Origin of the sequence: Novosphingobium sp. MBES04 (assembly GCF_000813185.1) — a bacterium.
Classification (GTDB): Bacteria; Pseudomonadota; Alphaproteobacteria; order Sphingomonadales; family Sphingomonadaceae; genus Novosphingobium; species Novosphingobium decolorationis.
The window spans coordinates 545,995-571,437 of the sequence record NZ_DF850489.1 but is presented as its reverse complement, the minus strand read 5'-3'; the positions used below and the strand labels follow the sequence as shown (position 1 = coordinate 571,437).

At 60.2% G+C, this 25,443-nt stretch carries 25 protein-coding genes and 3 pseudogenes; 12 read left to right on the top strand and 16 right to left on the bottom strand.

The window, feature by feature from the left end; genetic code table 11:
* Positions 1 to 587, top strand: a 587-nt coding sequence (locus MBENS4_RS16295) for an IS3 family transposase (RefSeq protein WP_144401039.1), incomplete at its 5' end; no start/stop codon positions are given.
* Positions 588 to 709: 122 nt separating this feature from the next.
* Here the strand turns inward: MBENS4_RS16295 and MBENS4_RS16290 are convergent.
* Positions 710 to 1,825 carry an alkene reductase gene (locus MBENS4_RS16290; RefSeq protein ID WP_039392847.1) on the bottom strand — a complete coding sequence of 372 codons (1,116 nt, stop codon included), beginning with the start codon at positions 1,823 to 1,825 and terminating at the stop codon, positions 710 to 712.
* Between the two features lie 131 nt (positions 1,826 to 1,956).
* On the opposite strand from MBENS4_RS16290, the gene MBENS4_RS16285 reads away from it, so the two are divergent.
* Positions 1,957 to 2,853: a LysR family transcriptional regulator gene (locus MBENS4_RS16285; RefSeq protein ID WP_039392846.1), complete on the top strand. Its 897-nt coding sequence runs from the start codon at positions 1,957 to 1,959 to the stop codon at positions 2,851 to 2,853.
* A gap of 309 nt (positions 2,854 to 3,162) precedes the next feature.
* Here the strand turns inward: MBENS4_RS16285 and MBENS4_RS16280 are convergent, their stop codons facing one another.
* Positions 3,163 to 4,461 (bottom strand): hypothetical protein, encoded by a 1,299-nt coding sequence (locus tag MBENS4_RS16280; RefSeq protein ID WP_039395171.1) that lies wholly within the window; start codon positions 4,459 to 4,461, stop codon positions 3,163 to 3,165.
* Between the two features lie 168 nt (positions 4,462 to 4,629).
* Between MBENS4_RS16280 and MBENS4_RS26815 the strand changes: the two genes are divergently transcribed.
* Entirely contained in the window at positions 4,630 to 4,740 is a 111-nt protein-coding gene (locus MBENS4_RS26815; RefSeq protein ID WP_242405055.1) for a helix-turn-helix domain-containing protein, read from the top strand.
* A 269-nt stretch (positions 4,741 to 5,009) separates the two neighbouring features.
* Here the strand turns inward: MBENS4_RS26815 and MBENS4_RS16270 are convergent, their stop codons facing one another.
* Both MBENS4_RS16270 and MBENS4_RS24875 read right to left on the bottom strand, forming a co-directional pair.
* Positions 5,010 to 5,276: a metal-sensing transcriptional repressor gene (locus MBENS4_RS16270; protein WP_039392844.1), complete on the bottom strand. Its 267-nt coding sequence runs from the start codon at positions 5,274 to 5,276 to the stop codon at positions 5,010 to 5,012.
* Positions 5,277 to 5,291: 15 nt separating this feature from the next.
* Positions 5,292 to 6,248, bottom strand: a pseudogene (locus MBENS4_RS24875) (nickel/cobalt efflux transporter).
* A gap of 833 nt (positions 6,249 to 7,081) precedes the next feature.
* Here MBENS4_RS24875 and MBENS4_RS16260 point away from each other — a divergent pair.
* On the top strand, positions 7,082 to 7,915 hold the full coding sequence (locus MBENS4_RS16260; RefSeq protein ID WP_242404984.1) for a S1C family serine protease: 834 nt from the start codon (positions 7,082 to 7,084) through the stop codon (positions 7,913 to 7,915).
* A 51-nt stretch (positions 7,916 to 7,966) separates the two neighbouring features.
* On the opposite strand, the gene MBENS4_RS16255 is transcribed toward MBENS4_RS16260, so the two are convergent.
* The 5 genes from MBENS4_RS16255 to groES form a co-directional block, all read right to left on the bottom strand.
* Entirely contained in the window at positions 7,967 to 8,467 is a 501-nt protein-coding gene (locus MBENS4_RS16255; RefSeq protein WP_039395168.1) for an Hsp20/alpha crystallin family protein, read from the bottom strand.
* A gap of 103 nt (positions 8,468 to 8,570) precedes the next feature.
* Positions 8,571 to 9,047 (bottom strand): Hsp20 family protein, encoded by a 477-nt coding sequence (locus tag MBENS4_RS16250; RefSeq protein ID WP_199904427.1) that lies wholly within the window; start codon positions 9,045 to 9,047, stop codon positions 8,571 to 8,573.
* A 248-nt stretch (positions 9,048 to 9,295) separates the two neighbouring features.
* Positions 9,296 to 9,487, bottom strand: a complete 192-nt coding sequence (locus MBENS4_RS16245; RefSeq protein ID WP_039392842.1) for a YdcH family protein — start codon at positions 9,485 to 9,487, stop codon at positions 9,296 to 9,298.
* Positions 9,488 to 9,643: 156 nt separating this feature from the next.
* Positions 9,644 to 11,263, bottom strand: a complete 1,620-nt coding sequence (gene groL / locus MBENS4_RS16240) for a chaperonin GroEL (protein WP_039392841.1) — start codon at positions 11,261 to 11,263, stop codon at positions 9,644 to 9,646.
* Between the two features lie 53 nt (positions 11,264 to 11,316).
* Positions 11,317 to 11,631, bottom strand: coding sequence for a co-chaperone GroES (gene groES / locus MBENS4_RS16235; protein WP_039392840.1), 315 nt, complete (start codon positions 11,629 to 11,631; stop codon positions 11,317 to 11,319).
* Positions 11,632 to 11,894: 263 nt separating this feature from the next.
* Here groES and MBENS4_RS24870 point away from each other — a divergent pair, with 263 nt between their 5' ends.
* The 6 genes and pseudogenes from MBENS4_RS24870 to MBENS4_RS27300 all read left to right on the top strand — a co-directional run bounded on the left by MBENS4_RS24870 (position 11,895) and on the right by MBENS4_RS27300 (position 18,060).
* The gene (locus tag MBENS4_RS24870) at positions 11,895 to 12,128 is read left to right on the top strand and encodes a hypothetical protein (protein WP_067736062.1); all 234 of its coding nucleotides are present in this window, start codon (positions 11,895 to 11,897) and stop codon (positions 12,126 to 12,128) included.
* Positions 12,125 to 12,394 carry an usg protein gene (locus MBENS4_RS16225; protein WP_039392838.1) on the top strand — a complete coding sequence of 90 codons (270 nt, stop codon included), beginning with the start codon at positions 12,125 to 12,127 and terminating at the stop codon, positions 12,392 to 12,394. Before MBENS4_RS24870 ends, MBENS4_RS16225 begins: the two co-directional genes overlap by 4 nt.
* Positions 12,395 to 12,403: 9 nt before the next feature.
* Positions 12,404 to 12,784, top strand: coding sequence for a transposase (locus MBENS4_RS27620; RefSeq protein WP_084592204.1), 381 nt, complete (start codon positions 12,404 to 12,406; stop codon positions 12,782 to 12,784).
* A gap of 452 nt (positions 12,785 to 13,236) precedes the next feature.
* Positions 13,237 to 14,598: pseudogene (locus MBENS4_RS16210) on the top strand (IS3 family transposase).
* A gap of 74 nt (positions 14,599 to 14,672) precedes the next feature.
* Positions 14,673 to 15,005, top strand: a pseudogene (locus tag MBENS4_RS16205) (S-(hydroxymethyl)glutathione dehydrogenase); the annotation flags it as partial.
* A gap of 394 nt (positions 15,006 to 15,399) precedes the next feature.
* Positions 15,400 to 18,060, top strand: a complete 2,661-nt coding sequence (locus MBENS4_RS27300; RefSeq protein ID WP_304413567.1) for an excinuclease ABC subunit UvrA — start codon at positions 15,400 to 15,402, stop codon at positions 18,058 to 18,060.
* Positions 18,061 to 18,315: 255 nt separating this feature from the next.
* Here MBENS4_RS27300 and MBENS4_RS16195 read toward each other — a convergent pair whose 3' ends face one another.
* The 7 genes from MBENS4_RS16195 to MBENS4_RS16170 form a co-directional block, all read right to left on the bottom strand.
* Positions 18,316 to 18,861, bottom strand: a complete 546-nt coding sequence (locus tag MBENS4_RS16195; RefSeq protein WP_039392836.1) for a type 1 glutamine amidotransferase domain-containing protein — start codon at positions 18,859 to 18,861, stop codon at positions 18,316 to 18,318.
* Between the two features lie 31 nt (positions 18,862 to 18,892).
* Entirely contained in the window at positions 18,893 to 20,032 is a 1,140-nt protein-coding gene (locus MBENS4_RS16190) for a glutathione-independent formaldehyde dehydrogenase (RefSeq protein ID WP_039392835.1), read from the bottom strand.
* Positions 20,033 to 20,487: 455 nt separating this feature from the next.
* Positions 20,488 to 20,781 carry a putative quinol monooxygenase gene (locus tag MBENS4_RS16185; RefSeq protein ID WP_039392834.1) on the bottom strand — a complete coding sequence of 98 codons (294 nt, stop codon included), beginning with the start codon at positions 20,779 to 20,781 and terminating at the stop codon, positions 20,488 to 20,490.
* A 111-nt stretch (positions 20,782 to 20,892) separates the two neighbouring features.
* Positions 20,893 to 21,633 carry an SDR family oxidoreductase gene (locus MBENS4_RS16180; RefSeq protein WP_039392833.1) on the bottom strand — a complete coding sequence of 247 codons (741 nt, stop codon included), beginning with the start codon at positions 21,631 to 21,633 and terminating at the stop codon, positions 20,893 to 20,895.
* 17 nt (positions 21,634 to 21,650) lie between these two features.
* Entirely contained in the window at positions 21,651 to 21,827 is a 177-nt protein-coding gene (locus tag MBENS4_RS25880) for a hypothetical protein (RefSeq protein WP_159108082.1), read from the bottom strand.
* An 11-nt stretch (positions 21,828 to 21,838) separates the two neighbouring features.
* The gene (locus MBENS4_RS16175) at positions 21,839 to 22,135 is read right to left on the bottom strand and encodes a putative quinol monooxygenase (protein ID WP_039392832.1); all 297 of its coding nucleotides are present in this window, start codon (positions 22,133 to 22,135) and stop codon (positions 21,839 to 21,841) included.
* Positions 22,136 to 22,206: 71 nt separating this feature from the next.
* Complete coding sequence (locus tag MBENS4_RS16170) at positions 22,207 to 23,001, bottom strand: type 1 glutamine amidotransferase domain-containing protein (protein WP_039392831.1); 795 nt, start codon at positions 22,999 to 23,001, stop codon at positions 22,207 to 22,209.
* A 113-nt stretch (positions 23,002 to 23,114) separates the two neighbouring features.
* Here MBENS4_RS16170 and MBENS4_RS16165 point away from each other — a divergent pair, with 113 nt between their 5' ends.
* On the top strand, positions 23,115 to 24,050 hold the full coding sequence (locus MBENS4_RS16165; protein WP_039392830.1) for a LysR substrate-binding domain-containing protein: 936 nt from the start codon (positions 23,115 to 23,117) through the stop codon (positions 24,048 to 24,050).
* Positions 24,051 to 24,421: 371 nt separating this feature from the next.
* Positions 24,422 to 25,354, top strand: coding sequence for an IS5 family transposase (locus tag MBENS4_RS16160; protein ID WP_039395161.1), 933 nt, complete (start codon positions 24,422 to 24,424; stop codon positions 25,352 to 25,354).
* Positions 25,355 to 25,443: the final 89 nt, after the last annotated feature.

Genomic DNA, 25,443 nt, shown 5'->3' with positions numbered 1-25,443 from the left:
CGATCGAGGCCGTCTATCGCCGTCCCAGCATTTCCAAGCCGGCGCCAGGGCACAAGATCTACCCCTATCTTCTGCGCAAACTTCCGATCGTGAAGCCCAATCAGGTCTGGGCGACAGACATCAGCTACATTCCCATGGCCCGTGGCTTCGTCTATCTCGTCGCTATCGTTGACTGGTTCAGCCGCAAGGTCCTCAGCCACCGGATTTCGATCACGCTGGACGCCGACTTCTGCGTGGAAGCGCTCGAGGAAGCCCTGGCGCGCTACGGCAAGCCGGAGATCTTCAATACGGATCAGGGCAGTCAATTCACCAGCCAGGCCTTCACCGGCGTGCTGCGGCGCGAGGGCATCGCAATCAGCATGGACGGCCGCGGCGCCTGGCGCGACAATGTCGTAGTCGAGCGGCTGTGGCGCTCGGTGAAGTACGAGGAAGTCTACCTGCACGCCTACGCATGCGTCAGCGAAGCGCGCAGTTCGATCGGCCGATACCTGGGCTTCTACAACGCCCGGAGACCTCACTCGAGCCTCGGCGGACGTACGCCCGATCAAACCTACTTTGACAATCTGCCACAGGCCGTGGCAGCGTGAATTGGCCGCGACTTGCGGGGCGTCACTCCGGCCAGGCTACGCCCGACCTCCATGACGCCCCGCAGGCGCCAGCTTGAACAACCAAACCGCAGACGATCCAACTATCAAAAGTCAAAGGCTGTTCAGACAAACCGAGCCACTTCTCCTTCAGCTCCGCCACCATAGAAGGTCGAACGATCTGCTTCGCTTAACGGCAGATTATGCTTGAGGCGGTTCACGAGGTCAGGGTTCGAGATGAATGCCTGCCCGAACGCGGCAAGATCGATGACGTTCTGCGAGATCAGGGTTTCTGCCCGTTCGCGCGTCATCCCTCCGGCCAGGATTAAGGCGGTTTCAGAAAGGTTGCCCTTGATGAGTTTCATAAGCGCAGCGAACTTGTCGCCTGTGTCCGCGCCAGTGCCGTCACCCATCTGAAAGCCGCCCTGATCCATGAGATGGACATAGGCGATGCAACGTTTGCCCAACGCCTTGCTCAAAGCGGCGTAGGTCTCGTCAATTTCGGGATAGAGCGGCATGTCGAACAGCTGACCATAGGGCGAGAGGCGAATACCGACCCGTTCACGGCCAATCCTCTCGATCACCGCATCAACCACTTCCAGTGTGAAACGCAGGCGATTTTCAAGCGACTGGGAGCCGTATTCATCGGCCCTGTCGTTCACCAGCGGATTAATGAATTGCTCGTGGAGGTAGCCATTGGCCCCATGTATCTCCACGCCATCAAACCCGGCTTCAATCGCGTTCGCAGCGGCTTGGGCAAAGTCCTCGACGACACGGCCGATTTCATAGGTTTCAAGCTGACGGGGTGTGGTAGTCGCAATCAGTCCGGCGTCGCCATTTTCATCATATCCGAAGGCCAGCGCGCCTTCGGCGATTTTCGAGCTGGCACTGACCGGCGCCTTGCCGTCTTGCTGAATTGTCGGGTGGGATACACGGCCGACATGCCAGAGTTGCGCGAACATGGCACTACCGTTAGCACGCACGGAATCGGTGGTCAGCTTCCAACCCGCAATCTGCTCGGGCGTGAAGATTCCCGGATTGAACAGATATCCCTGTCCCTCTCTGGAAATGGGCGTTCCCTCACTGACGATGAGCCCAGCGCTGGCCCGCTGGGTGTAGTAGAGGGCAACGCGCTCGCTCGCGATGTCTTCGGGAGCCCGGGCGCGGGTCAACGGTGCCATGACGACCCGATTTGCGAGATCGCGGTGTGCTAGACGAAACGTTTCGAAGAGTTTGGACATACTTCCTTTCCTGTCGCCAAGGGAGACGGCGGAAATAGGCCCGTGGATGATTGCGGATAAGATGGGAGTTGTGAATTTCACTACGGACAAATATTCCCCAATGGGAACGCCCCCTCAAATCGAGCCGCACAATGGTCAACAGCGTCGAAAGTATCACCGCCATCCGGGCTTTCGTGGCCGCCGACGAAGCAGGCGGCTTCAAGCAGGGAGGAACATCGCTTGGCTTGACGTCATCGGCCGTGAGCAAGGCCATCGCACGCCTAGAAGATCAACTCAGCGTCCCGCTCTTCCACCGGACCACTCGTACCCTGTCTCTGACTGAACCAGGAGCTTTGCTTCTTGTGCGTGCGAAGCGGATTCTGTTCGAACTGGAGGAAGCCGAGGCGGAACTTCAAAGTTCGGCATCCGAGTTGCGAGGGGGCCTACGGGTCGGGCTCCCGCTGTCAGCCGACATCTTTGGCAAGCCGCTTGCGGATTTTTCACAGCGTTATCCATGCGTGCAACTTGAATTGGAATTCAGCGACCGGATGGTCGACGTCATCGCGGAAGGTTTCGATGTCGTAATCAGGACGGGCGGCCAGTCGGATTCCCGGTTGATGCAGCAAAAGCTGGGGGCTTTTACATGGTGCCTTGCGGCCAGTCCGCGTTACCTGGAGCGTGCCGGAACGCCGCGCGAGCCAGAGGAACTGATCAATCACGTATGCTTGCGCCAGCGATTGTCGACAGGCCGTATCGCACCCTGGCCCTTGCTCAACGATAAAGACCTGTCTGTTCCCGTAAGCCACTCGGCCGACATCATCGATCCTATACTGGACATGGTATTGGCCGGTGCAGGAATTGCTTCGTTTCCAACATTTATTGTGAACCGACATTTCGCTGAGGGACGCTTGATCGAGCTCCTCCCGGGACAAATGCAAAGAGACGGCGTAATGAACTTGATCTGGCCATCAGGCCGCTACCAGTCCCCCAAGACACGCGCGTTCGTAGATTTCATGCGGCATTGGGCCGAATCCGAGATCCGACCATAGCTTCAAGGGCTGATTTTCGGTCATGCAATTCCATGGCTACAAAGGGCAAAATCTTTGGATACCTAAAGCTGGCTAAAGCCTTCAGGTGGGCGGCATGGAAGCACCCATTCCGGTCGCTCAGGGCGGGGTTTGACGCGCTGGGTAGCCGACAGTCCAGAATCTCGTTCGCCCCCCGGAATCGCCGGCGATGATGATTCACTGACTCCGAACGACGGGTGCCATCATGCGGCAATTGGTCGAAGATATTGGGAGCGAGCCCTTATCATGGCGCGCACGGTGCAATCTGGCAAGCAGCAGTCGCAAGGCGCGTTACATGGCTACGCATTGGCGCAACGCCGTCCGTAGAACCGGCACCGCATTGGCGAGCGACGCCTGCCCTTCCTGCCTACCATTGATCCGCAAATCTACGGTTCCCGTTTGTACGACGAGCTGCGAGATTAGCGCTGTGCCGGCAATTGCACCAACCCAATAGGTCCCGGCGTTAGTGGCGCGTGACACGGGTACATTGACCAACCTTCCGGCGAAATTCCACGTCAGGGTGATCTTCGTCCCGGCCGCCGCTTTGCTGAGAAGCATGGCCGCATAAGGTCGTCCGTTCTCGCAATACAGGGAGAGCGACGTGATACTAGGCGACGCCGCTGCCTCGACATAGGCAACCGGAGCGCGCCCTTTGACTGGCAGCAATTCCCACGGCGTCCCTGGCGCGGCATTGGCCGTTTCTCGAGGGCTATGTGATAGCATCGTGCGCACGTCGCTGGTGGCGTCAAGGCGGCCGCTCTTCGGCGCGTATGTAGTGAGCTTGCCTTTTTCCCATAGGCCGACCTGGACGGCGCGCTTCGCTGCATCGATCAGGATATAGGCTTGGTCCTCTCCGCCGCGATGGGGAGCATTGCCGACCAGAGAATAGACGTTACCTTCGCGCTGCAGCGGCCCGACTGCAGACAGGTTTGTTTTCAGAACCGTCATCTTGGGGCCCAGCAATACGCGGAGGGCGGCCGCGATGGCGCCCTGTTCGAACGGGTCGATGTTGTCTTTCGAATAGTCGCCCGGATACTTCCCGACCGACTCCGTCAGGTTCGTCCATTCAAGCGGTGTTGTAGCCACCGCTGTGGGCTTCGAAGGCGCGGCGCTCGATACGCTGCGAGCTGTTCCGGCGCACCTCTGATAGATACCAACGATAGCAGCATGAAACGGATCGAGGCGTTGACCGGGCTCTGCATTGGACTCGACGCGCAACGCTCCGGTCTTTTCGTCGTCGTTGACTAACATGAGAATCGGTCCCGCGTCGCCGCTGCTTGTGGGGAAGGGAAAGAAGGCCATGGCGGTGCCTTCATAGCCCATGCCGAAAAAGCTGGCCGCGTACTCCAATCTGTTGACGGCGACCTTCCGGTTCGCAGCCTCGAAGACCATCCCGTCGGCATCGATAACGATACGCGGCTGACGCGAGCAATTGCCCGCCGGGGCATAGGTTCCGTAGATGGGACTGAAGCCGTCACCCTTTAGGCCATTCATCGTGACGGCATGAGAAGCGGTCGACTGAGTGAAAAGCCCGAGAGTGACAGAGCAGATCACTGCGGCTTGAAGTGAGCGGGTCAGTTCCACTGACATAGCCTCCTCCCGACTGTGCAATTGCGAGAGGCTATCCTTTTGCCCACTGTCCTGTCGAGCGTATTCGACTTCGCGCGTGCCACCTTCGCGAAGTTCGAAGCTGACCTTATCAAGCAGCGCGGCAAAAAGCAGAAGCTGTCCGAGTGCCAGAAAAAGGAGTTGCGCCGCATGTACGAGACCGGGGAGTATTCGATCAGCGACCTTGCGGCGCTGTTTTCGATTTCTCGGAAGACAATCTACCGAAGTCTCGATCGCCAAGCCTCTGCGGTCCCGGCTTGATACGCTCGACCGTGACAACTGATTGCCGTTGGACTATCTGCGATTCCGGCTTTGAGAACGCGGGCTCCTGCCTCCCCTCATCGTCAAAGGAAGGTGGGAGGTTCGCCGAGAGGCGGCCCCCCTCCCACCTTCATAGTTTACCAGCCACGCGCCCTAGGTCTCCATTCAGCGCCTCGGCCGTAATGCCTGTCAGCGGACTTCGCTGCCGGCAATCCCTTGCTTTCAGAACCAGCGTCGGTTCACGCCATCCCTGACAAGGACGGCAGACATCAAAGATACTTCGCCAATTCCCCGAGCTTCGCGAGGTCGTCGCGAACGGCCCCAGGCAACGGCCCGATCAGGTCTTCGAGGTGATGCTCGATGTGATCGGTGACAATCAGCGTCTTGGTCTTTTCAAGCGCGGCGACGACGGCTTGCATCTGCTGAGCGATCTTGAGGCCATCATCGCCGTCCTCTACCATGCGAATGATGCTGGCAAGGTGGCCGTTGGCGCGGCGCAGACAATTGAGGAGGTCGGGATTGGCGGCGTGGCTCATGAATTTGTGTCCGATTCAGGGAAGCGTCTGGTAGCCGTGTAGCGCGACGTAGAGCCCAAGGCACAGGATCACGAGGCCGCTGGCATAGGGCGCCTTGCGGACCAGCGTGCCAAAGCCACCGAAGGTCTTTTGGGCATAGCGCACACTGAGCGCGGCGATAACACCCGACATGACCATGGTCAGAGCAAGGCCGATGCTGAAGCAGAGTACGAGGACCGAGCCCAGCGCAATGCGCTTGAGTTGGAGGCAGAGCAGCAGAACGGTGATCGCGCCGGGGCACGGGATAAGGCCGTTTGTAAGGCCGAACATGACGATCTATCCGGTGGTCACGTTGCGCCCGGCAAAGCGACGACGGATGTCCTCGGCGTGCTGGCGTTCGTGAGCGTCCTGATAGCCGGCGTCGGTCAGATCCAGGGCATGCTCCAAATCGTGATCCATCGCGTGGTCATGGTGATGATCGTGTCCATCATGCGCGTGATGATGGTCATGGCCATGATCGTGATGATGGTGGACGTGCGATTGCTCGTGATGGATGCGCCAGAGCATCCACAGCGCTACCGCAACGATCATGAGCCGCGAGGCGAACTGGAAGTAAGGTTCGATCCCTTCGGGACTAAGCCCTTGGAACAGGTAGACCCCGCCCAGCGCCACAATCCACACGATCGCCGTGTGGGACACCGTTGCGGCAAGGCCCAGAAGCACGGCCTGCCGGACGGTCCCGCGCGCCGCGACGATGAAGGCGGCCATCATCGTCTTGGAATGGCCGAGTTCGAGACCGTGAAAGGCGCACCGGCGGCGCTCTCCGGCTTCAACCTCGAATTTGCCACGAGCCGCAGGCCGAACGATGAGGTTCTGCAACAACCCATGAGCTGCAATGCTCGATTTCAGTTCGGAATGCGCGGCTGGGTCACCGTGACGGCGCACATTGCGAGGGGACTGGACCAACTTGGTTAGCGGGATCGACTTGATCATGGGACATACTCCTGATTGCGAGCCCAAGCACCGACTTTCGACGCTCATTCGGCTCAATCAGAAGCAAGTCCCCTTCCCTCTCTTATGATTCTGGTCGGACCATTCCTTATTCAGCAATATCAAGGCAGGACGAGTTGTGGCTTGATTGCCAGTACATTCCCTATCGCCGTCCAGCACATGCAATCCACGATTTTTCAACGGGAGTTACGACTGGTTCATTGCTCTCTTTGCGTTCAGAATAGCGGACGATGAACTGATTTGCATCTGGGCGTAGGCAAACCGAGCAACGCACCAGTTCTTTCACAAGATAGACGATCCAGTCGTAATAGCTGGACGGCTTCATCGAATTCCTCAAAAGCCTTGCACCGCTCGCGCGGTTGGGGATGGTGGACAGGCGCTGAGATCCAAGACGGGATAAACTCGCGCTTGTCGTGAGCGCCGTAGAAGAAGGGTTTGACAAAAAATACATCCTCACGAACGACCCTTTGCCTCACACCACAGTTGATATGAGCTACCGAACACGTAATTTTTCCCAATGGAGAGCCCCCTTGTTTTCGAAGAACCGCAACCCAAAATCTACCTACTTCTACTTGTTATTATGAACGCTCTTCTTCTTACCGCCTCATCAGCCCCCTAGATCAACCAGTCCGCTCCGGTTAAGAACCACGCGTCCTCACTGCGCGGGAAGATCTTGGCGCGGATGAACGCGCCACTATCGACCTGTTTCGCAATGCGCGCGATTCAGTCGTGTTCATTTCCACACGGCAGCGGGTGGCCGATTTCTGGACACGCAATGTCTATAGCGTGCGGCGCGGATCGGGCTCGGGTCTCGTATGGGACGAGGCCGGCCATATTGCACAAATTTTCATGTCATCGAGGGTGCCTCCGAAGCGCAAATCCAGCTTGCCGACGGTCGCCAGTTTTCCGCCACGCTGGTCGGTGTTAGCCTACAACACGATCTTGCTGTCCTGAAGATTGGCGGTGCGGGCTTCACTGCGCCCGCGCGGGTGCCAATCGGCACAAGCAGCGACCTGCAGGTCGGACAGAATGTTGTCGCAATCGGAAACCCGTTCGGACTGGACTGGACCCTGATTAAGGGCATCTTTTCGGCGCTGGATCGTCCGCTGCCGAATGAGAATGGTCCCGACATTCGGCACCTCATCCAGACCGATGCCGCAATAAATCCCGGTAATTCGGGTGGTCCGCTGCTCGATTCCGCGGGCCGACTGATCGGGATCAATACAGCGATCTATAGTCCTTCCGGGGCATCGGCTGGGATCGGCTCTGCCGAGCCGGTCGATACAGCCATGCGTGTTGTGCCGCAGCTCATTTCCGAGTGGCGCTATACGCGGCCCAGCCTTGGCGTTGAAAGCGATGACGATATCAACGACCGGCTCAAACGTACTTCGGGGGTCGACGGGGTTTTCATCCTGCGCGTCGATCCCGGATCATCAGCGGATCGCGCCGGTCTGGTTGCTGCGCGGCGCACGAGGCGCGGTGTCGCTCCAGGAGACATCGTTACCGCTTTGAACGGCAAACCCGTTTCCAGGGTCGGCGATCTACTCGCCCGGCTTGACGATTTTCGGGTCGGACAAGGCGTCGAGCTCACGCTGATGCGCGGCGGCGAAGAGCGAACGGTCAGGCTCGAACTCGAACCGGGAAGCTGATGCACCAAGAAGGGCCGGTCCCATTGGTGAGACCGCCCCTCACAGTTGCCATTAACCGACGTTGATCGGGATCGTCTTGCGTCCCTTTGCCGCTTCTGCGGTACGCGGAACCGTAACGGTCAGAACACCATTAAGGAAGGCCGCCTCGACCTTGTCCTGGTCGATCTGCGAGGGCAGGCCGATGCGACGCTCGAAGCGGCCATAGCTGCGTTGGGAATAGCCGCATTCCTCGTCGCTGGTTTCGGACTTCTTTTCGCCCCGGATCACCAGCTGGTGATCGTCGAGGCTGATTACGATGTCCTTTCCCTCCATGCCCGGCAACTCGGCCGTGACCCGGATTTGCTTGTCGTTCTCTGACAATTCGACCCGCGGCCAGCCAAGACTGCGTCCGATGGGCGGCAGCGAGGGCATGGAGAACCCGCGAAGCATGTCGTCGAACAAGCGATTGATATCCTGATGAAGCGACATCACCGGATGATCGACCCGCTCCTCCTGCCGGGGAGCGATGTCCTGGCCCTGGCGTTTCCAGGGAATGAGATCGCGAATAGCCAGCTCGACATTCCTCTTATTTGCCGACTGGTTCAGGCAAAGCTTCGTCAAGCGGGGCGGGCGCGATTGCACCCACCCCGCCGAGGATATACCCGGCGATTGAGGCTTAGGCCGCCTTGCCTTCGGTCAGCTGCGGCGTGTCGTCGTTGACATGCTCGCAGCTTCCGATGGCGATCTTGCGCGGCTTGAGCGATTCCGGGACGATCCGCTGGAGCGAAATCGTCAACATGCCGTGCTCGTAGTCCGCATCGCGCACTTCGACATAATCGGCCAGCTGGAACCGGCGCTCGAACGCACGGGCAGCGATACCGCGGTGAACGAATTCAACACCGTCTTCGTCCTTCTCGGTCTTCTGACCGGAGATGACGAGCTGGTTCTGCTGTGCAGTGATGTCGATTTCGTCCGGACGGAAGCCGGCAACCGCCAGAGTGATCCGGTAGCTGTCCTCGCCGGTGCGAACGATGTCGAAGGGTGGGTAGCCATCCTGCGTCTCGGCGCGGAGGCTGTTCTCGAGCGCATCGAAGAGCCGATCGAAACCGACCGTCGAGCGGCGATAGGGGGTCAAATCAAATGCAGTTCTCATTTCCAAATCCTCCTTGTTGAGCAATCTGGGCGTGAGAGGCGCCGCGAACCAAGAGCCGACGCCCTCTGTCCAACCGGACCCGTTATGGCATCCGGCATTGGTAAAATCATGAAACGCGCAATTGGTTTCAAGACCTATTAAAAATTTTTATGGGTTTGTTTTCAGTGCCCTGCAAGAGAAGGCCAAGCGCACCGATGGAGGTGCGCCTGGCCTTTTTCCAGGAGACAATTTGATAGGATCAAGTCTGTTTACGCGGTCAGCCGATCGCTGCTCGCGTGACTGGAAGCCCAGTTTTGCATCTGGTCCTTGACCGCCAGTTTGAGCTTCTTCAGCCGGGCAATCAGAACTTCGTCAGGCCGGGGTCGTTTGCTTTCCAGCTGGATTTCATCCTCCAGCCGTGCATGTTCGCGTGAAAGATACTCCAGATACCTGTCGGCCATAGACTCCTCCTCTCTCATTCGACCGATTGATCCGTTAAGCCCCGTTCAGAACCTGCCAGGTGTCAGGCCGCGTGAGCAGGTGCCGAACTGGCATTGCTACTGCCTGGTGTTCGCGGATTGGAGAGCGCGGTGCGATACCCCGCTCTCCTCTCGCGATTAAAAGCCCATCGCCGGCATCGGTGCTGGCGTGTCTTCCTTCGGCAGCTCAGCCACCAGAGCCTCGGTGGTGATCAGCAGCGAGGCAACCGAAGCCGCATCCTGCAACGCCGTGCGTACGACCTTTGCCGGATCGATGACGCCTGACTTCACAAGGTCTTCGTATTCGCCGGTCGCGGCGTTGAAGCCGTGGTTGTAATCGTCGCCTTCGAGCAGCTTGCCGACGATATAGGCACCGTCCTCGCCTGCGTTCTCGGCGATCTGGCGAGCCGGTGCTCGCAGCGCGCGGCGCACGATGTCGATACCCGACTGCTGGTCGTCATTGGCGGCCTTGAGCCCTTTAAGCGACTTGAGCGCACGCAGCAGGGCGATACCACCACCCGGCAGGATGCCTTCCTCGACAGCGGCACGGGTCGCGTGCAGCGCATCGTCGACGCGGTCCTTGCGCTCCTTGACCTCGACCTCGGTGGCACCACCGACACGGATGACGGCGACGCCGCCAGCCAGCTTGGCTACGCGTTCCTGCAGCTTTTCGCGGTCGTAGTCGCTGGTCGTGGTCTCGATCTGGGCACGGATCTGGCTGACCCGGGCGTCGATGTCGGCCTTGTTGCCGGCACCATCGACGATGGTAGTGTTGTCCTTGTCGATGATGACCTTCTTGGCCTGGCCGAGCATGCCGATCGTGACGTTCTCGAGCTTCGTACCAAGTTCCTCGCTGACCACATTGCCGGCGGTAAGGATGGCAATATCCTCCAGCATGGCTTTGCGGCGATCGCCGAAGCCGGGTGCCTTGACCGCCGCGACCTTCAGGCCACCGCGCAACTTGTTGACCACAAGGGTAGCAAGGGCTTCGCCTTCGACGTCCTCCGCGATGATCAGCAACGGCTTGCCCGACTGCACGACCTGTTCGAGCAGCGGGATCAGCGCCTGCAGGTTCGACAGCTTCTTCTCGTGAATGAGGATGTACGGATCCTCGAGTTCCACCTTCAGCTTTTCGGCATTGGTCACGAAATAGGGCGAGAGGTAGCCGCGGTCGAACTGCATGCCCTCGACCGTTTCGAGCTCTGTCTCGAGACTCTTGGCTTCCTCGACCGTGATCACGCCTTCATGGCCGACCTTCTCCATCGCTTCGGCAAGGATGCGGCCGACGGTTTCGTCGCCATTGGCGGAAATGGTTGCGACCTGCGCGATCTCGCTGTTGGCCGACACCTTCTTAGCATGGCTTTCGAGGTCCTTGACCACAGTGCCGACGGCGAGGTCGATACCGCGCTTCAGGTCCATCGGGTTCATGCCGGCCGCAACCGCCTTGGCACCTTCGCGCACGATGGCTTGGGCCAGAACGGTGGCGGTGGTCGTGCCGTCACCCGCCTTGTCGTTCTGCTTGCTGGCGACTTCGCGCAGCATCTGCGCGCCCATGTTTTCGAACTTGTCCTTGAGTTCGATTTCCTTGGCAACGGTGACGCCATCCTTGGTGATGCGGGGAGCGCCGAAGCTCTTCTCGATCACCACGTTGCGGCCCTTGGGGCCGAGCGTTACCTTGACCGCATTTGCAAGCGTATCCACGCCGCGCAGCATGCGATCACGCGCGTCAGACGCAAACTTCACTTCCTTCGCAGCCATTTTGGCCTGCTCCTTTCTCTTCTTTCGATTGAACTGAAGATTGGGTTGATTGCTTACGCCGCCTTCTTGAGTTCGGCGGTGGTTTCGATGATGCCGAGGATGTCGCTCTCCTTCATGATGAGCAGGTCCTCGCCGTCGATCCGCACTTCGGTGCCAGACCACTTGCCGAACAGGATGCGGTCGCCCGCCCTGACGGCGAGTTCCACCAGCTTCCCGGCATCGTCACGCGCACCAAGGCCCACGGCGACGACTTCGCCTTCCATCGGCTTTTCCTTGGCGGTGTCGGGGATGATAATGCCGCCGGCCGTCTTTTCTTCGGCCTCGATGCGGCGAACCAGCACGCGATCGTGCAACGGTTTGAAATGCATGCATAACCTCCATTACAAAGCGAAATGACTTACAGCCCCTCCCCCGGATGATCGGCAGGAGGCATTTGGCGATCTAGTTTTGCTGGAAACGGCTTCAAGAGGTTCAAATCAAATTTTTTGGCACTCGCCGATTGCGACTGCCAATGGGCGCTTTCCGGAAGCCTTATCAGGGTCTTGACGCTCTGAAATCGACTCACAAAATATCCCGAGCGGAGCAATCCGCGGTGAGTGATAAGCGGCAAGGCAGAAAGGAGGATGTTCCCATGTCGCAACCATTCGCACGCTACCTGCATCCCTTCGATGTAGCGCATCATCCCGCGCTTGAGCCCGAAGTGAAGCGAGCCATCCTGGCTTCCTGGGCATCTGATCGGCATGCTGTCGAAAACCAACCTGCGATGCGCCAGCCCCCCGAACTCAAAGGTCCGGTTTGCGTTGACGACGTATTCGCGGCGCTGCGCTCGCTCGACGGCCCGGACAGCCAGCCCACGCTGCAATGACCGATCGCGCTTTTCTGGTTCAGCTGGACGGATATGGGCTTACCACGGCAGAAATCTGCTATTTCATGCCGGATCACCCCTCGCTCTTGCAGGTCTATGCCTGGCAGGAATACGACGCAGCACCGGATTTTCCGGTGCTGTTCGATTTCCTCGCGCATTGGCGGCGCGAGATCGAAGCGGAGATCAGATCAGTCCGTATCGCGCACGAAAAGATGATACGCCCTGCAAGCTGGCGCTCGGCCGATGGGGTGATTTCCTGGGATTGATCCACGCTGATGGAAGTTCCCGGGATCGGTCCACTTGCCGTATCGGCACAGGTTGCCTGTATCCCCGCCCCATCCGTCTTTCGATGCGGTCGCAACATGGCCGCCTGGATCGGTCTAGTGCCGCGTCAGAACTCGTCAGGAGGCAAGGCCCGACTGGGGTCGATCACCAAAGCGGGCAACCGCTACTTGCGACAGATGCTGTTCTCAGGAGGGATGGCGGTTGTCCGCCGAGCGATGCAGGGGATCCAGCGGACATGGCTTGTTCGGCTGCTCGAACGGCGCGAGCCTAAGGTCGCTGCCATGGCACTAGCAAACAAGAATGCGAGGATCGCATGGGCCATCATGATGAGCGGTGAGAGGTACAGGGAGCCACAGGTTATCGCAGCCTAGAAACTAACGCCGCTTGGAAGCGGCGAACAGAGGTTGGAAAGGGCATAGGAGCTATTGCACGAAAGCAGGTTGATACCGCCGAATGAGAAGATCCCACTTGCGCCCTGCACCTTTTGAGTGCGCGAAACTGATCGGGAACCTGGTTCGCGCAAGGCATTATGGCCAGCGGCAACAATCAGGCCGCATTACAGGCCGGACACATGGCCGCACCAACCAGCGCTGCAATACTCGAAATCCCTTGCCAACGGAGAGCTGTCCACACATGGGGCGCAAAGCTGCCGGAAACACCCCAGCGGAGCACGGGCGTTGGATTGTCACTCTACGTAGAATCCACCACCCGAAACACCGCCCCTGTTCCAGCGTCTCGTGTCCGGCATCAGCACCCATGGCACAGATTATGGGTTGAGATTTAAGGAGGGTTTGGGCTTCGTCGTAGTGACGAAGGAACGCAGATGAAGCCCAAACCCTCCTTGCGAAAATCGCCGACGAAGGCCTCTGCAGAAGCCGTGGTGAAAGACATTCGCCGACAGACGCGGCGACATTTCTCGGCCGAAGGCAAGATCCGCATCGTGCTCGACGCATTGCGCGGCGAGGACAGCATAGCCGAACTGTGCCGGCGTGAAGGCATCGCCCAGAGTCTCTACTACACTTGGTCGAAGGAGTTCATGGAAGCCGGCAAGCGCCGTCTTGCCGGTGACACCGCCCGCAGTGCGACAACGGGCGTGGTTCAGGACTTGCGCCGCGAAGCCCGTGCCCTCAAGGAATGCGTGGCCGACCTGACGCTGGAAAACCGCCTGCTCAAAAAAGCATGATCGCGGATGGGGGCGACGACGAATGAGGTACCCCGCTGCAGAAAAGCTGGAGATCATCAGGATCGTCGAGCAGTCGCACCTGCCCGCCAAGCACACGCTGGATAAGCTCGGCATTCCCCGCCGGACGTTCTACCGCTGGTATGATCGCTTCCTCGAAGGCGGCCCCGAAGCGCTGGAGGATCGCCCCTGTGCGCCAGGCCGGGTGTGGAACCGCATCGGCGAGGATGTCCGCGCGCAGATCGTCGAGATGGCGCTTGATGCGACCGAACTCTCCCCTCGCGAACTGGCCGTGCGCTTCACCGACGAGAAGCGCTACTTCGTGTCGGAAGCCACGGTTTACCGCCTGTTGAAGGCGCACGACCTGATCACCAGCCCGGCCTATACAGTGATCAAGGCTGCTGACCAGTTCCACACGAAGACCACCCGGCCGAACGAGATGTGGCAGACAGACTTCACCTACTTCAAGATCATCGGGTGGGGTTGAATGTACCTTTCGACCGTGCTCGACGACTACTCGCGCTACATCATCGCCTGGAAGCTGTGCACCAACATGCGCGCCGATGACGTCACCGACACGCTCGACCTGGCCCTCAAGGATCGGGCTGCGATAATGCCACCGTCCTGCACAAGCCCCGGCTGTTATCGGACAACGGCCCCAGCTACATCGCGGGCGAACTCGCCGAGTACATCGAGGCCCAGCAGATGAGCCACGTTCGCGGAGCCCCGTTGCATCCGCAAACGCAGGGCAAGATCGAGCGCTGGCACCAGACCTTGAAGAACCGCATCCTGCTGGAGAATTACTTCCTGCCCGGCGACCTCGAGGCCCAGATCGAGGCGTTCGTGGAGCACTACAATCACCAGCGCTACCACGAGAGCCTGAGCAACGTGACGCCGGCAGACGCCTACTTCGGCAGGGCTCCCGCCATCATCAAGCGCCGCGAAACCATCAAGCGAAAGACCATCGAACATCGCCGCTTGCTTCACCGCAAGCTCGCCGCCTAACATCAAGCCCCAGACGAAGCCCGCTCTCCGCTAATCCACGACCCCATCTGTGCCAAATGTTTCGACGACGGACAACCTTCGAGTGCATCGGCAACGTCCACGTCATGCGCGCCGCACTTGAATCAGCGCACCGTGGCTGGGGTCAGTCGATCGTGATTGGCGTTGCCGGCGCGGGCGAGGAAATCTCCACCCGCCCATTCCAGCTCGTCACGGGCCGCGTATGGAAGGGATCCGCTTTCGGTGGCGTCAAGGGACGGACACAGCTCCCCGGCATGGTCGAGGACGCGATGAGAGGCGATATCGATCTGGCCCCGTTCGTAACCCACACGATGGGTTTGGAGGAGATCAACGAGGCCTTCGAACTGATGCACGAAGGCAAGTCGATCCGCTCGGTCATTCACTACTGACCCATCGTTCCGAAGCGGCGCGAAGCGCCCGGATCGACAATTCGGCCGTCATCATGGCCCGACCCAGGCCATAATGACGCGCGCTCTGGCAAATGGCCAACGCGTCGCGATGCGGTAACAAGCGTCGAAGTGCGATCGTTACATGCCGATAGCGGCACGGACCAGGGCCGCCTGGCCCAGGCGCTTACCAGCGGAGTGCGTGTGGCCTCGTCGCGCGACCCAACGGGAAAAATGGTTTTGTCGTAACCTTTGTCTGATGCTGGAAAAATATTTCAAAGGTGCCGAACATCGGGCCAGCCTGGCCGTTGGATGTATTGCGTCGGAAATGCATCCATCTGCTACCCGACTGTGATGAAACACGGGCCGCACGGGCGTATAGGGCAGGAAGACTGAATTGAAGAGCAAGGACATTCACGCGACCACGCCGGCCACCGATCATGGGTATTCGGGGCCGCCCGCTTGCGTGCAGGTTCGCGGCGCGCGCCAGAACAACCTCAAAAATATTGACGTCGATGTACCGCGCGACGCCTTCGTGGTGTTCACCGGCATATCGGGCTCGGGCAAGTCTTCGCTCGCGTTCGGCACCCTTTATGCCGAAGCCCAGCGGCGTTATCTGGAATCGGTTGCGCCCTATGCCCGTCGCCTGATCGACCAGGCCGGGGTTCCGGAGGTCGACGCGATCGACGGTTTGCCGCCTGCGGTCGCGTTGCAGCAGCAGCGCGGCTCGGCCAACGCGCGATCCTCGGTCGGCAGCGTCACGACGCTCTCCAGCCTGGTGCGGATGCTCTATTCGCGCGTCGGCGAATATCCGCGCCATCAACCCATGCTCTATGCAGAGGATTTCTCCCCCAACACGGTCGCGGGGGCCTGCCCGACCTGCCACGGCATCGGCCGCGTATATGACGCGACCGAAGAGACGATGGTTCCTGACGACAGCCTCACCATTCGCGACCGGGCGATCGCCGCCTGGCCGACCGCTTGGCATGGGCAGAACCTGCGCGATATCCTCGTTTCGCTCGGCTATGATGTCGATACGCCGTGGCGCAACCTGCCGAAAAAGGATCGCGACTGGATTCTCTTCACTGAAGAGGCGCCGACGGTGCCCGTCTATGTGGGCCTGACGCCCGAACAGACCCGGACGGCGCTCAAGCGCCGCATGGAGCCGAGCTATCAGGGCACCTTCACCGGCGCGCGCCGCTATGTGCTGGAAACCTTCGCCAACACTAAAAGCGCGCTGATGAAGAAGCGCGTCTCGCAATATATCATCGGCCGCGATTGCCCGACCTGCGACGGCAAGCGCCTGAAGCGCGAAGCCCTGTCCGTGAAGTTCGCGGGCCTCGACATCGCCGAGTTCGGCGACCTGACGGTATTGAAACTCCGGGACTTGCTCACGCCCGTCGCGGATGGCGAATACGGGGGCGCCGCGGCGGTCCCGAAGGGCCATGTCCTCGGCAAGGCGGCCCGCGATGCGGCGGTCGAACGGCGAGTCGCGGCAGGAGGTTCGGCGCACAAGGCTGCGCCCGACGTGCGCCGCACGCCCAATCTTTCCGATGAAAAGCGGGTCGCCGCACAGCGTCTTGCCTGCGAATTGATCGAGCGGCTGGACCCGCTGATCGATCTTGGCCTTGGCTACATTTCGCTCGACCGCAGCACGCCGACGCTCTCCTCCGGAGAGCTGCAGCGCTTGCGGCTTGCCACGCAACTGTCGTCACAGCTTTTCGGCGTGGTCTATGTGCTTGACGAGCCTTCGGCAGGGTTGCACCCGGCAGATGGCGAAGCTTTGCTCACCATCCTCGACCGTCTCAAGGCGGCGGGCAACTCCCTGTTCGTCGTCGAACATGATCTCGACGTGATCCGCCGCGCGGAATGGCTCGTCGATGTCGGGCCAGGAGCCGGGGAAAAGGGCGGTGAAGTCCTCTACAGCGGGCCGATAGAGGGGCTTGCCGACGTCGAGACTTCGATCACCCGCCGCTACCTGTTCGCAGAGCCGCTCCGCAATGAGCGCACACCGCGCGATCCCAAGGCATGGCTACGCCTGGAAGGGATCAGGCGGAACAATCTCCATGGTCTCGACGTCGAGTTTCCCATCGGCTGCTTCACCGCTGTCACCGGCGTTTCGGGATCGGGCAAATCCAGTCTTGTCAGCCAGGCGCTGCCCGAGCTCGGCACGGAACACCTCGGCGGCTCCCCCGTGGCCGAGGAGGAGGATATCGATCCGCTGCTCGATGTTGCGCAGAACGACACTGAAGGGCGCATTGTCGCAGGTATGGAGCATATTCGCAGGCTGGTGCGGGTCGATCAGAAACCGATCGGCCGCACGCCGCGCTCGAACCTATCCACCTACAGCGGCATGTTCGACCATGTGCGACGGATCTTCGCTGACACGCCGCTCGCCCGCCGGCGGCATTACGGCCCGGGAAGGTTCTCGTTCAACGTCGCGCAAGGCCGCTGCCCTGTGTGCGAGGGCGAAGGATACGTCATGGTGGAGCTGCTGTTCCTGCCGAGCGTTTTTGCCCCGTGCTCGACCTGTCATGGCTCTCGCTACAACCCGCAAACGCTCGAAGTCGAATGGAACGGGCGCAATATCGCCCAGGTGCTCGAACTGACGGTGGACGATGCGTGCGATTTCTTCGCTGGCGAGGCATCTGTGATGCGCTCCCTGGACGTGTTGCGGGAGATCGGTCTTGGCTATCTGAGGCTCGGTCAGCCTGCAACCGAGCTGTCTGGCGGGGAGGCGCAGCGCATTAAGCTGGCGACTGAACTGCAACGCGCTCAACGCGGCAACACGATCTACATTCTCGACGAGCCAACTTCGGGGCTTCACCCCTCCGATGGCGACCGGCTGATGCAACACCTGCAAGGCCTCGTAGACGCCGGCAATACCGTCGTAGTCGTCGAACATGACATGCGCGCTGTCACACAGGCGGACTGGATCATCGACCTGGGACCGGGGGCCGGGGAAAATGGGGGCCGTATCGTTGCCAGCGGCGTCCCTGGCGTGGTTGCGGAAGCGGAAGGCAGTCTCACCGCCCGCTATCTCAAGGCGGCGCTGTAGGTCGTAAATCTGGCCGAACGCACGTTCGATCAGGTGCATCTCAACCACACGTTGGAATGGGTCGGATCTGGCAGCGGGAGCCGGCGATGTGTCACCGCGGTTGACGCGGCTTAGGGTTTGAGTGCCCGTCAGGCGCGCCGTGTTCGTGTGATACGCAGTGTGGCGGACGGTCAATCGCTGGCCATCCGCCACATTTGCTTTGTGCGGACCTTTTCAATGGAGAGGCCCTCACATGGTTCTTCGAAACGCCCCGTTTTAATTCCCTGCTGCGATTTCCTCGACGAGTTTGGCACAGAAGGCGGGCAAGTCATCGGGATCGCGGCTGGTAACAAGGCCGTTGTCGACCACGACTTCCTCATTGCTCCATGCACCGCCGGCGTTCTCGATATCGACCTTCAGCGTCGGGTAGGATGTCAAGTTGCGACCTTCAACCACGCCCGCCTCGATCAATGTCCAGGGTGCATGGCATATGGCCGCAACAGGTTTTTTCTGATCGAAGAAAGCCCGGATGAAACCGATTGCCTCGTCGCTGCCGCGCAGCTTGTCGGCACCGACAGTCCCTCCGGGCACAACAAGTCCGTCGAAATCGTCAGCTTTGACCTCGGAAAACGTCTTGTCGATGGTATAGCTCCCGCCCTCGTCAAGATCGCTATTGACTGTGCGAGCCTTGCCCGGTTCAAAACTGACCACGGTCACTTTGCCACCAGCGTCCTCGACAGCTTGCTTGGGCTTCGAGAATTCTGGTTCTTCCGTCCCGCGGGGTGCGATCAGAATGGCAACTGATTTGCCTTCCAAAGTCATAATTTATTTCCTATTCCGTCGAAGACTAAGGTCAGGTGCCCGGCTTGAGCACGACCTTCGTCCAGCCAGCATCGCGCTCGTCGAAATGCTTGTAGGCGTCTGGTGCCTGATCAAGCGGCAGTCGGTGCGAAATGATTTGGGCAGGATTGGCCCGGCCTTGCTCGATAAGCTTCATCAATCGCCGGTTGTAGTGCTTTACATTGCACTGGCCGGTGCCGATCTTCTGGCCCTTGAACCAGAAGTTGCCGAAGTCGAACGCCATCTTGCCTTCCTTCTGAAGATCGTCGGGCGCGTTCGGGTCTTCCGGAATGAACACGCCGACGACGCCGATTCCGCCAGTGGCCTTCGTGCTTTTGACGAGGCAGTTCATCGTGTAATTGCTGCGTTCCTTGCCGTGGCGATCGCAACACTGATACCCGACCGCCTCGACCCCCCGGTCAGTCCCGAGGCCGCCGGTCGCGTCAAGGATCTGCTGGGCGGGATCGCCCTTGCGCATGTCGATCGGAATAGCGCCTATCGCCTCGGCCAGTTTCAGGCGGTCATCGTGAGAATCGACCACGAAGATCTGAGAGGCACCGCGGATTTCGGCTGAGTGCGCGGCCATCAAACCGACCGGACCGGCGCCGTAGATCGCGATGCTTTCGCCAGGCAGAAAACCTGACAGTTCGACGCCATGCCAACCCGTCGGGAAGATGTCGGAGAGCATGACATAGTCATCCTCCTTTTCCTCGGCGTCCTCGGGCAGCTTCAAACAATTGAAGTCCGCATAAGGAACGCGCATCAACTCGGCCTGGCCACCTTGCCACGGACCCATCTCGGCAAAGCCATACGCTGCGCCGGCGGTTCCAGGGTTGGTCGTGAGGCAGAAACCCGTCAAACCCCGTTCGCAATTTTCGCAGAAACCGCAACCGACGTTGAACGGCAAGCAGACGCGATCGCCCTTCTTGATACGATCTACGGCAGAGCCGACTTCGACGACCTCGCCAAGGTTTTCATGGCCGAAGACCCTACCCTTCTCGAAGCTGGTACGGCCCTCATACATGTGTAGGTCCGACCCGCAGATATTGGTCGTGGTCAGCCGGATGATAACATCGGTCTGCTTTTCGATCTTGGGATCATCTATGGTATTGACAGAAACATCTTTGGGCCCGTTGTACACGACAGCTTTCATGGTTCTTTTCCTTTCGCAGCTCTTCCCAACGCGTCATCAAGTCGAGAGCTTGGTGATGACCCGATCCATCGTAACGGCGGAGGACATCGCACCCTTGCAAGTGATCTCAGTTTCCTGAACCTTCCGCTACCTGAGAGGTTCCTTCCCGTAGGGCCGTCCTAGGATCGATTCACGGCGATAATCTGAATGACTGGGCCAGAACGACCGAATAACGCGCCAAATTGACGTGCTCAATCTCCCGCGAACCAATGGTGCCGTTACGTCGCGACACATCAACGGCACCTTATCAGTAAATCCTGAGGTGTGATAAGCGCAAAAGACAAGGGCATCCACTATCGCGGATGGCCTGTCATATTCATTTATTCATTTCCCGATTAGGCCGGGCCATCCATTCCGGATGGAAACACGAGCCTTACCCTGCAGTCAAACGGCAGCTTAGGGTGCCGACCGCTCCGCTATTTCGCGGCCAGCAGGGTGAACTTGTGAATCTGCGGCGATTCAGAAAACAGTTCGTCTGCCTTGTCCATCAGTGCGGCGGCAACCTTGCCGTCAAGATGGGCCTGCCGATCCTCCTCTGTGCCGAACGTATCGAAGATCGCGTACGCACCGGGACCTTCTTCGATCGCATACCAGGTCAGAGTGCCCGCCTCGGCTTGAACGAGCGGCAATGCCGAGGTCAGGAAATCGGCGACATCGCGCTCTTTTCCGGGCTTGGCCTTCAGTGGTACATACAGGGCAAGTTTGCGCATAGATCACTCCTCAAGTGAAACGGACAGATATTATCCGACGAAGTAACGGACGAGCGGGCCGGTACGTTCCCCATGAGGCGGAGCACACGCGGCCCCGCCTCCTCGTGGAAATCAGAACTCCTGTGCGGTCGGACGGATGACGATCGCGTTTACGTCGACGTCATCAGGTTGTTCGACAGCGAACGCGATAGCACGCGCCACCGATGCCGCCGGGATAGCCTGCTTGTAGAAGTCCAGCACCGTCTCGGCAGCCGTGCCGGATGTCGTGAACTTCAAATCGCTTTCGACAGCTCCAGGCTCGATTGACGTGACCCGGACCTTTTCCCCGACCTCGTGGCGCAAGCCCTCGCTGATCGCGCTGACGGCGAACTTTGTGCCGGAGTAGACCGTGCCCCCCGGTGCGAAGACCTTGATGCCCGCAACCGAGCTCAAGTTGATGATGTGACCGCGGCCCTGCTCGAGAAAACCGGGAAGGGCCGCCGCGATGCCGTAGAGCGTACCCTTCAGATTGACGTCGATCATCTGGTCCCACTCGTCGGTGTTGACCTCGGCCATCGGACGGATCGGCATCAGCCCGGCGTTGTTGATCAGCACGTCAAGGCGGCCGAAGTCGGCAATGATTGCTGCGACGACGGACTGGACCGCCGATTTGTCGGTCACGTCCAGCGCGTAGCTACGTGCCGTGCCGCCAGTTGCGGCGATGTCCGCGACGACCTCGTCGAGCCTGTCCTTGCGCCGCGCGGCGATGGCCACCTTGGCGCCCCGTTCCGCGAGAAGACGCGCGGTTTCCGCGCCGATGCCGGTGCTGCCGCCGGTAATGAGAATGACCTTGCCTTCGATACCCTTGATCATGACTGTATTCCTTCAAGTCAGTTGTTGAATTTTCGCCGGATCGCGGCCCCGTGCCATCGATGGGTGCGTAGATGAATGATGCCCAAGAGCCCCGCGCGAAGCGCAGGTGCCAACACGCCGGTCATCCGCAACACGCCTGTGTCGAACGCCTTTACAAGCCGTGCCGTACCCACCCATTCTTCAGGCTTGCCCATTGGCACCATCCTCAGGTTGACGAGACGGGGTTGAGGACAAACGCGGCGCGCTCGGCGAGATCGCCGATCTGAGAGAGGTAGTTCTGGAAGTGGGGCGTTGCACGGTGGGCGGCGACTGCATCCGCGTCCGCGTACAGTTCGTCGAGCACGAAACGATTCGGATCGCTCTGGTCCTGCCAGAGATCGTAGCGCAAATTGCCCGGTTCGGCACGGCTTGACTTTAGCATCGCGTCGAGCAGAGCGCGCAGGCGGTCGACGGTATCCGCACGGGCGGTTAGGACGGCGACGATCTTCACGTTGGCGGTCATGGCACCATATCCTGTCCTGGTTATATCCGAAGCGGGGCGGATCCTGAGCGCCCCGCCCGTCATCCTGGTACTCACGCAGCGGCGCGATCGAGGGCTTCGATCAACGCGTCGGCCATGGCCCGGTCCGACGCGGGATTCTGACCCGTGATCAGTTCCCGGTCCACGACGACATTCGAAGCGAAGTTCTCGTCGGTGACAGAAACGTCGCCACCGGCCGACCGCAGCGCCTTTTCCATTTCGAAGTAGAGTTCGCCCTTCAGCACTTGCTCCTCGGCGATCTTTTCCTCGCTCGCCGAAAAGACCGTCATGCGGTAGCCCGCGTAGATCCAGTCTCGCGCCAGGTCGGCCGCCCCGGCGTCATCGCCTTCCTCCAGCGCCTTGCGGAAGGCCGGAGCATCGTCGAGCGCGGCGACAACGACCACCGGTCCGTGGCAGAGGAGCGCGGTCGGCTTGGCCGCCGCGTGGAAGTGACGGAGGATCGTGCCCGCATCGCGGTCCTGCATCAGATCGACGATGGGCGCGCGACCTCCCGGCACGAACACGCCAACGAAGCCTTCCAGACTCTCGTCGATGACCGATTTCAGCGTGCGGACGTCGTTCATGCCCGGGGGGCTGGCGAAGAAGTCCTTGGCGCGCTGGTATGCCGCCTCATCAGCGCCAAAGTGGTCCTTCGTGTCCGAGCCGGCGTCGATGTGCGGCTTGGTCCCGTTGGGCGTAGCGAGAACAATATCATAGCCGGCGTCGAGCAGTGCCAGCGCGGGGACTGCCGTCTCGTTGAGATACTGACCGACCGCTGCGGTACTGCCGCTACGCAGACCGAGCTGTGTCGCGTTCGATCCAAGAACGAGAACCTGACCCTTGCTCATCTGAACCTCCCTGTTCGCGGCGCCTGTCGCCGATGGCTGGGAAATGGGCCTCGTTGATATATTCTAGAAGTTTATCTTTCTAATATCAGATATACGTCTGACAGGATGACCGCATGCGCTACGATCTGAACCTGCTGCCGATCTTCGTCGCGTTGATGGAGGAGCGCAGCGTCACGCGGGCTGCCGAGCGCATGGGCATGACGCAGCCCGCCCTCTCTAACGCCTTGTCGCGTCTGCGACAGATGCTTCAGGACCAGCTGTTCGTAAGAGAGCGCTATGGCATCCAGCCGACCCCGATCGCGCTTGAACTCTCACCGCTGATCGCCGAGGCACTCGCCCAGCTCGACGACGCGGTCCTCGGTCAGCAGGCCTTCGACCCCGCACACGCCGAACGGCTCTTCACGATCGCGCCGAACGGCTATGTCGAGTTCGTCATCGTCCCCGCTGTCCTGGCACGCCTGGAGAAGGTCGCGCCCGGCATCAAGCTCCGCCTGCCCCCCTTCGGCAACGATCTTGCGGAAACAGGCGTCGTGTCGGGCACGACGGCACTCGTGCTGGGCCGCATCGTCGATCCGCCCGATAACCTCGTCGTCCAGCACCTGATGGATGAAGGCCTCGCTTGCGCGGTCCGCGCCGATCATCCGGCCATCGGCGATGCCATGACACGCGAGCAGTTCGAGACGGTGAAGCATGTCAACATCGTGCCGCCCGGCCGGATGCGCGCCGGTTTGTTTCAGGCGCTGGCACAGCAGCAGCTGAAGCGCGACGTCGCGATCTCCGTGACCAACTTCTTCGCGGCAGCCGAGATGGTAGCGGTGACCGACTATTGCGCCACCCTGCCCTCGCTCATCTGCCGACAGCTGATGCACGACCCCCGGCTGAAGGTCCTGCCCGCCCCGGTCGACCTCGGCAGCTTTCCCGTCGAGATGGCCTGGCACGTCCGTTACCGCCACGATCCCGCCCACCGCTGGCTACGGGCGCTGATCGGCGAAGTCATCACCGATTTCAAGGACAAGACGGCAGCAACAGCCATGACGTCGCCAACGTGATGGACTTCATTCGGCCGGGCGACGCCGGTTGAAATTCACAAACATTCCTTAGGGTGAGGATCTGTAATTGCAGAGCTAGGTGGTGCCGATCCCTTGAGGGTTTCATGGGTCTGCCCGCACAGGCCGAGGCGAGGCCTGGTCGTGCTGTATCGGGTCTCACAGAGGCGAACGTTGCATTGACTCGATACGAGCTTTGCAGCCCATCTGACTACCTTCGCAGATCGTTCGTCCCTGCGTTCTCTCTCGGGACACCGCCCTCGGATCAGCTGTGACGCTTCACCGCTGGCATACCGCTTTTACTGCATCTCGGCTTTGTTGCGCAAATGACGGAAGGATTCCGTTGGTGAATCCAGTTGGTTAGGGGGGCGGCGATGAGCAAACCGCCCAAGGCCCGCTACCGCACGACGAACTGGAAGTCCTATAACGCAGCGCTGGCGCAGAGAGGTTCGCTTCAGGTCTGGTTTGATCCGGGGATGCAGTGGTTGTCCGCGCCCACTGGCAAGCGCGGGCGCCAGCCCGTCTTCTCGGACGCCGCGATCCAGGTCTGCCTGACGCTGAAGGGGGTGTTCAAGCTTCCCTTGCGACAGATCACCGGCATGGTCGCAAGTCTTCTCGAGATGGCAGGGCTTGATTGGCCAGTGCCGGATTTCAGCACCCTGAGCCGAAGGCAGAAGACCTTGCTTGTCGAGATCCCCTGCCAGCCCCGTTCCGGGCCGTTGCACCTGCTGATCGACAGCACGGGCATCAAGGCGGTGGGCGACGGGGAATGGTGCAGGCGCAAGCATGGTCCGTCCAAACGCCGCCAGTGGCGAAAAGTCCACCTGGGTGTGGACGCCGGATCGCTTGAGATCCGTGCCATCGAAGAGGCCGGAAGCCGGGTTGGCGGCGCCCCCATGCTACCCGAACTTCTGGAGCAGATACCACACGGTCAGGCCATCGCGAGCGTCAGCGCCGACGGCGCTTTCGATACAAGAGCCTGTCACGAAGCCATTGCCGCACGCCATGCCTGTGCCGTCATCCCCGCCCGCAGCAATGCGCAAGCCTGGCCTGAAAATACGGCGGGCGTTGCGGCCCGGAACGAAATTGTTCGCTCAAGCCGGCGGTTTGGCAGGGCTATCTGGAAACGATGGAGCGGCTATCACCAGCGCAGCCTGGTCGAAACAAAAATGCATTGCTTCAAGCTGCTGGGCGACCGCATCATGGCAAGAGACTTCGATCGCCAGGTCGTCGAAATGCAAACCCGCGCCGCGATCCTCAACCGCTGGACCGCGCTCGGAAGGCCTCAAACTCAGCGGATCGCGTAACCGAGCGCTTTCAAGGGCCATCTGATACCCCGCGATCGATTTGTGCAACAAAGCCCATCGATGGAATGCTTTCTGAAAAGCCGGGCAGG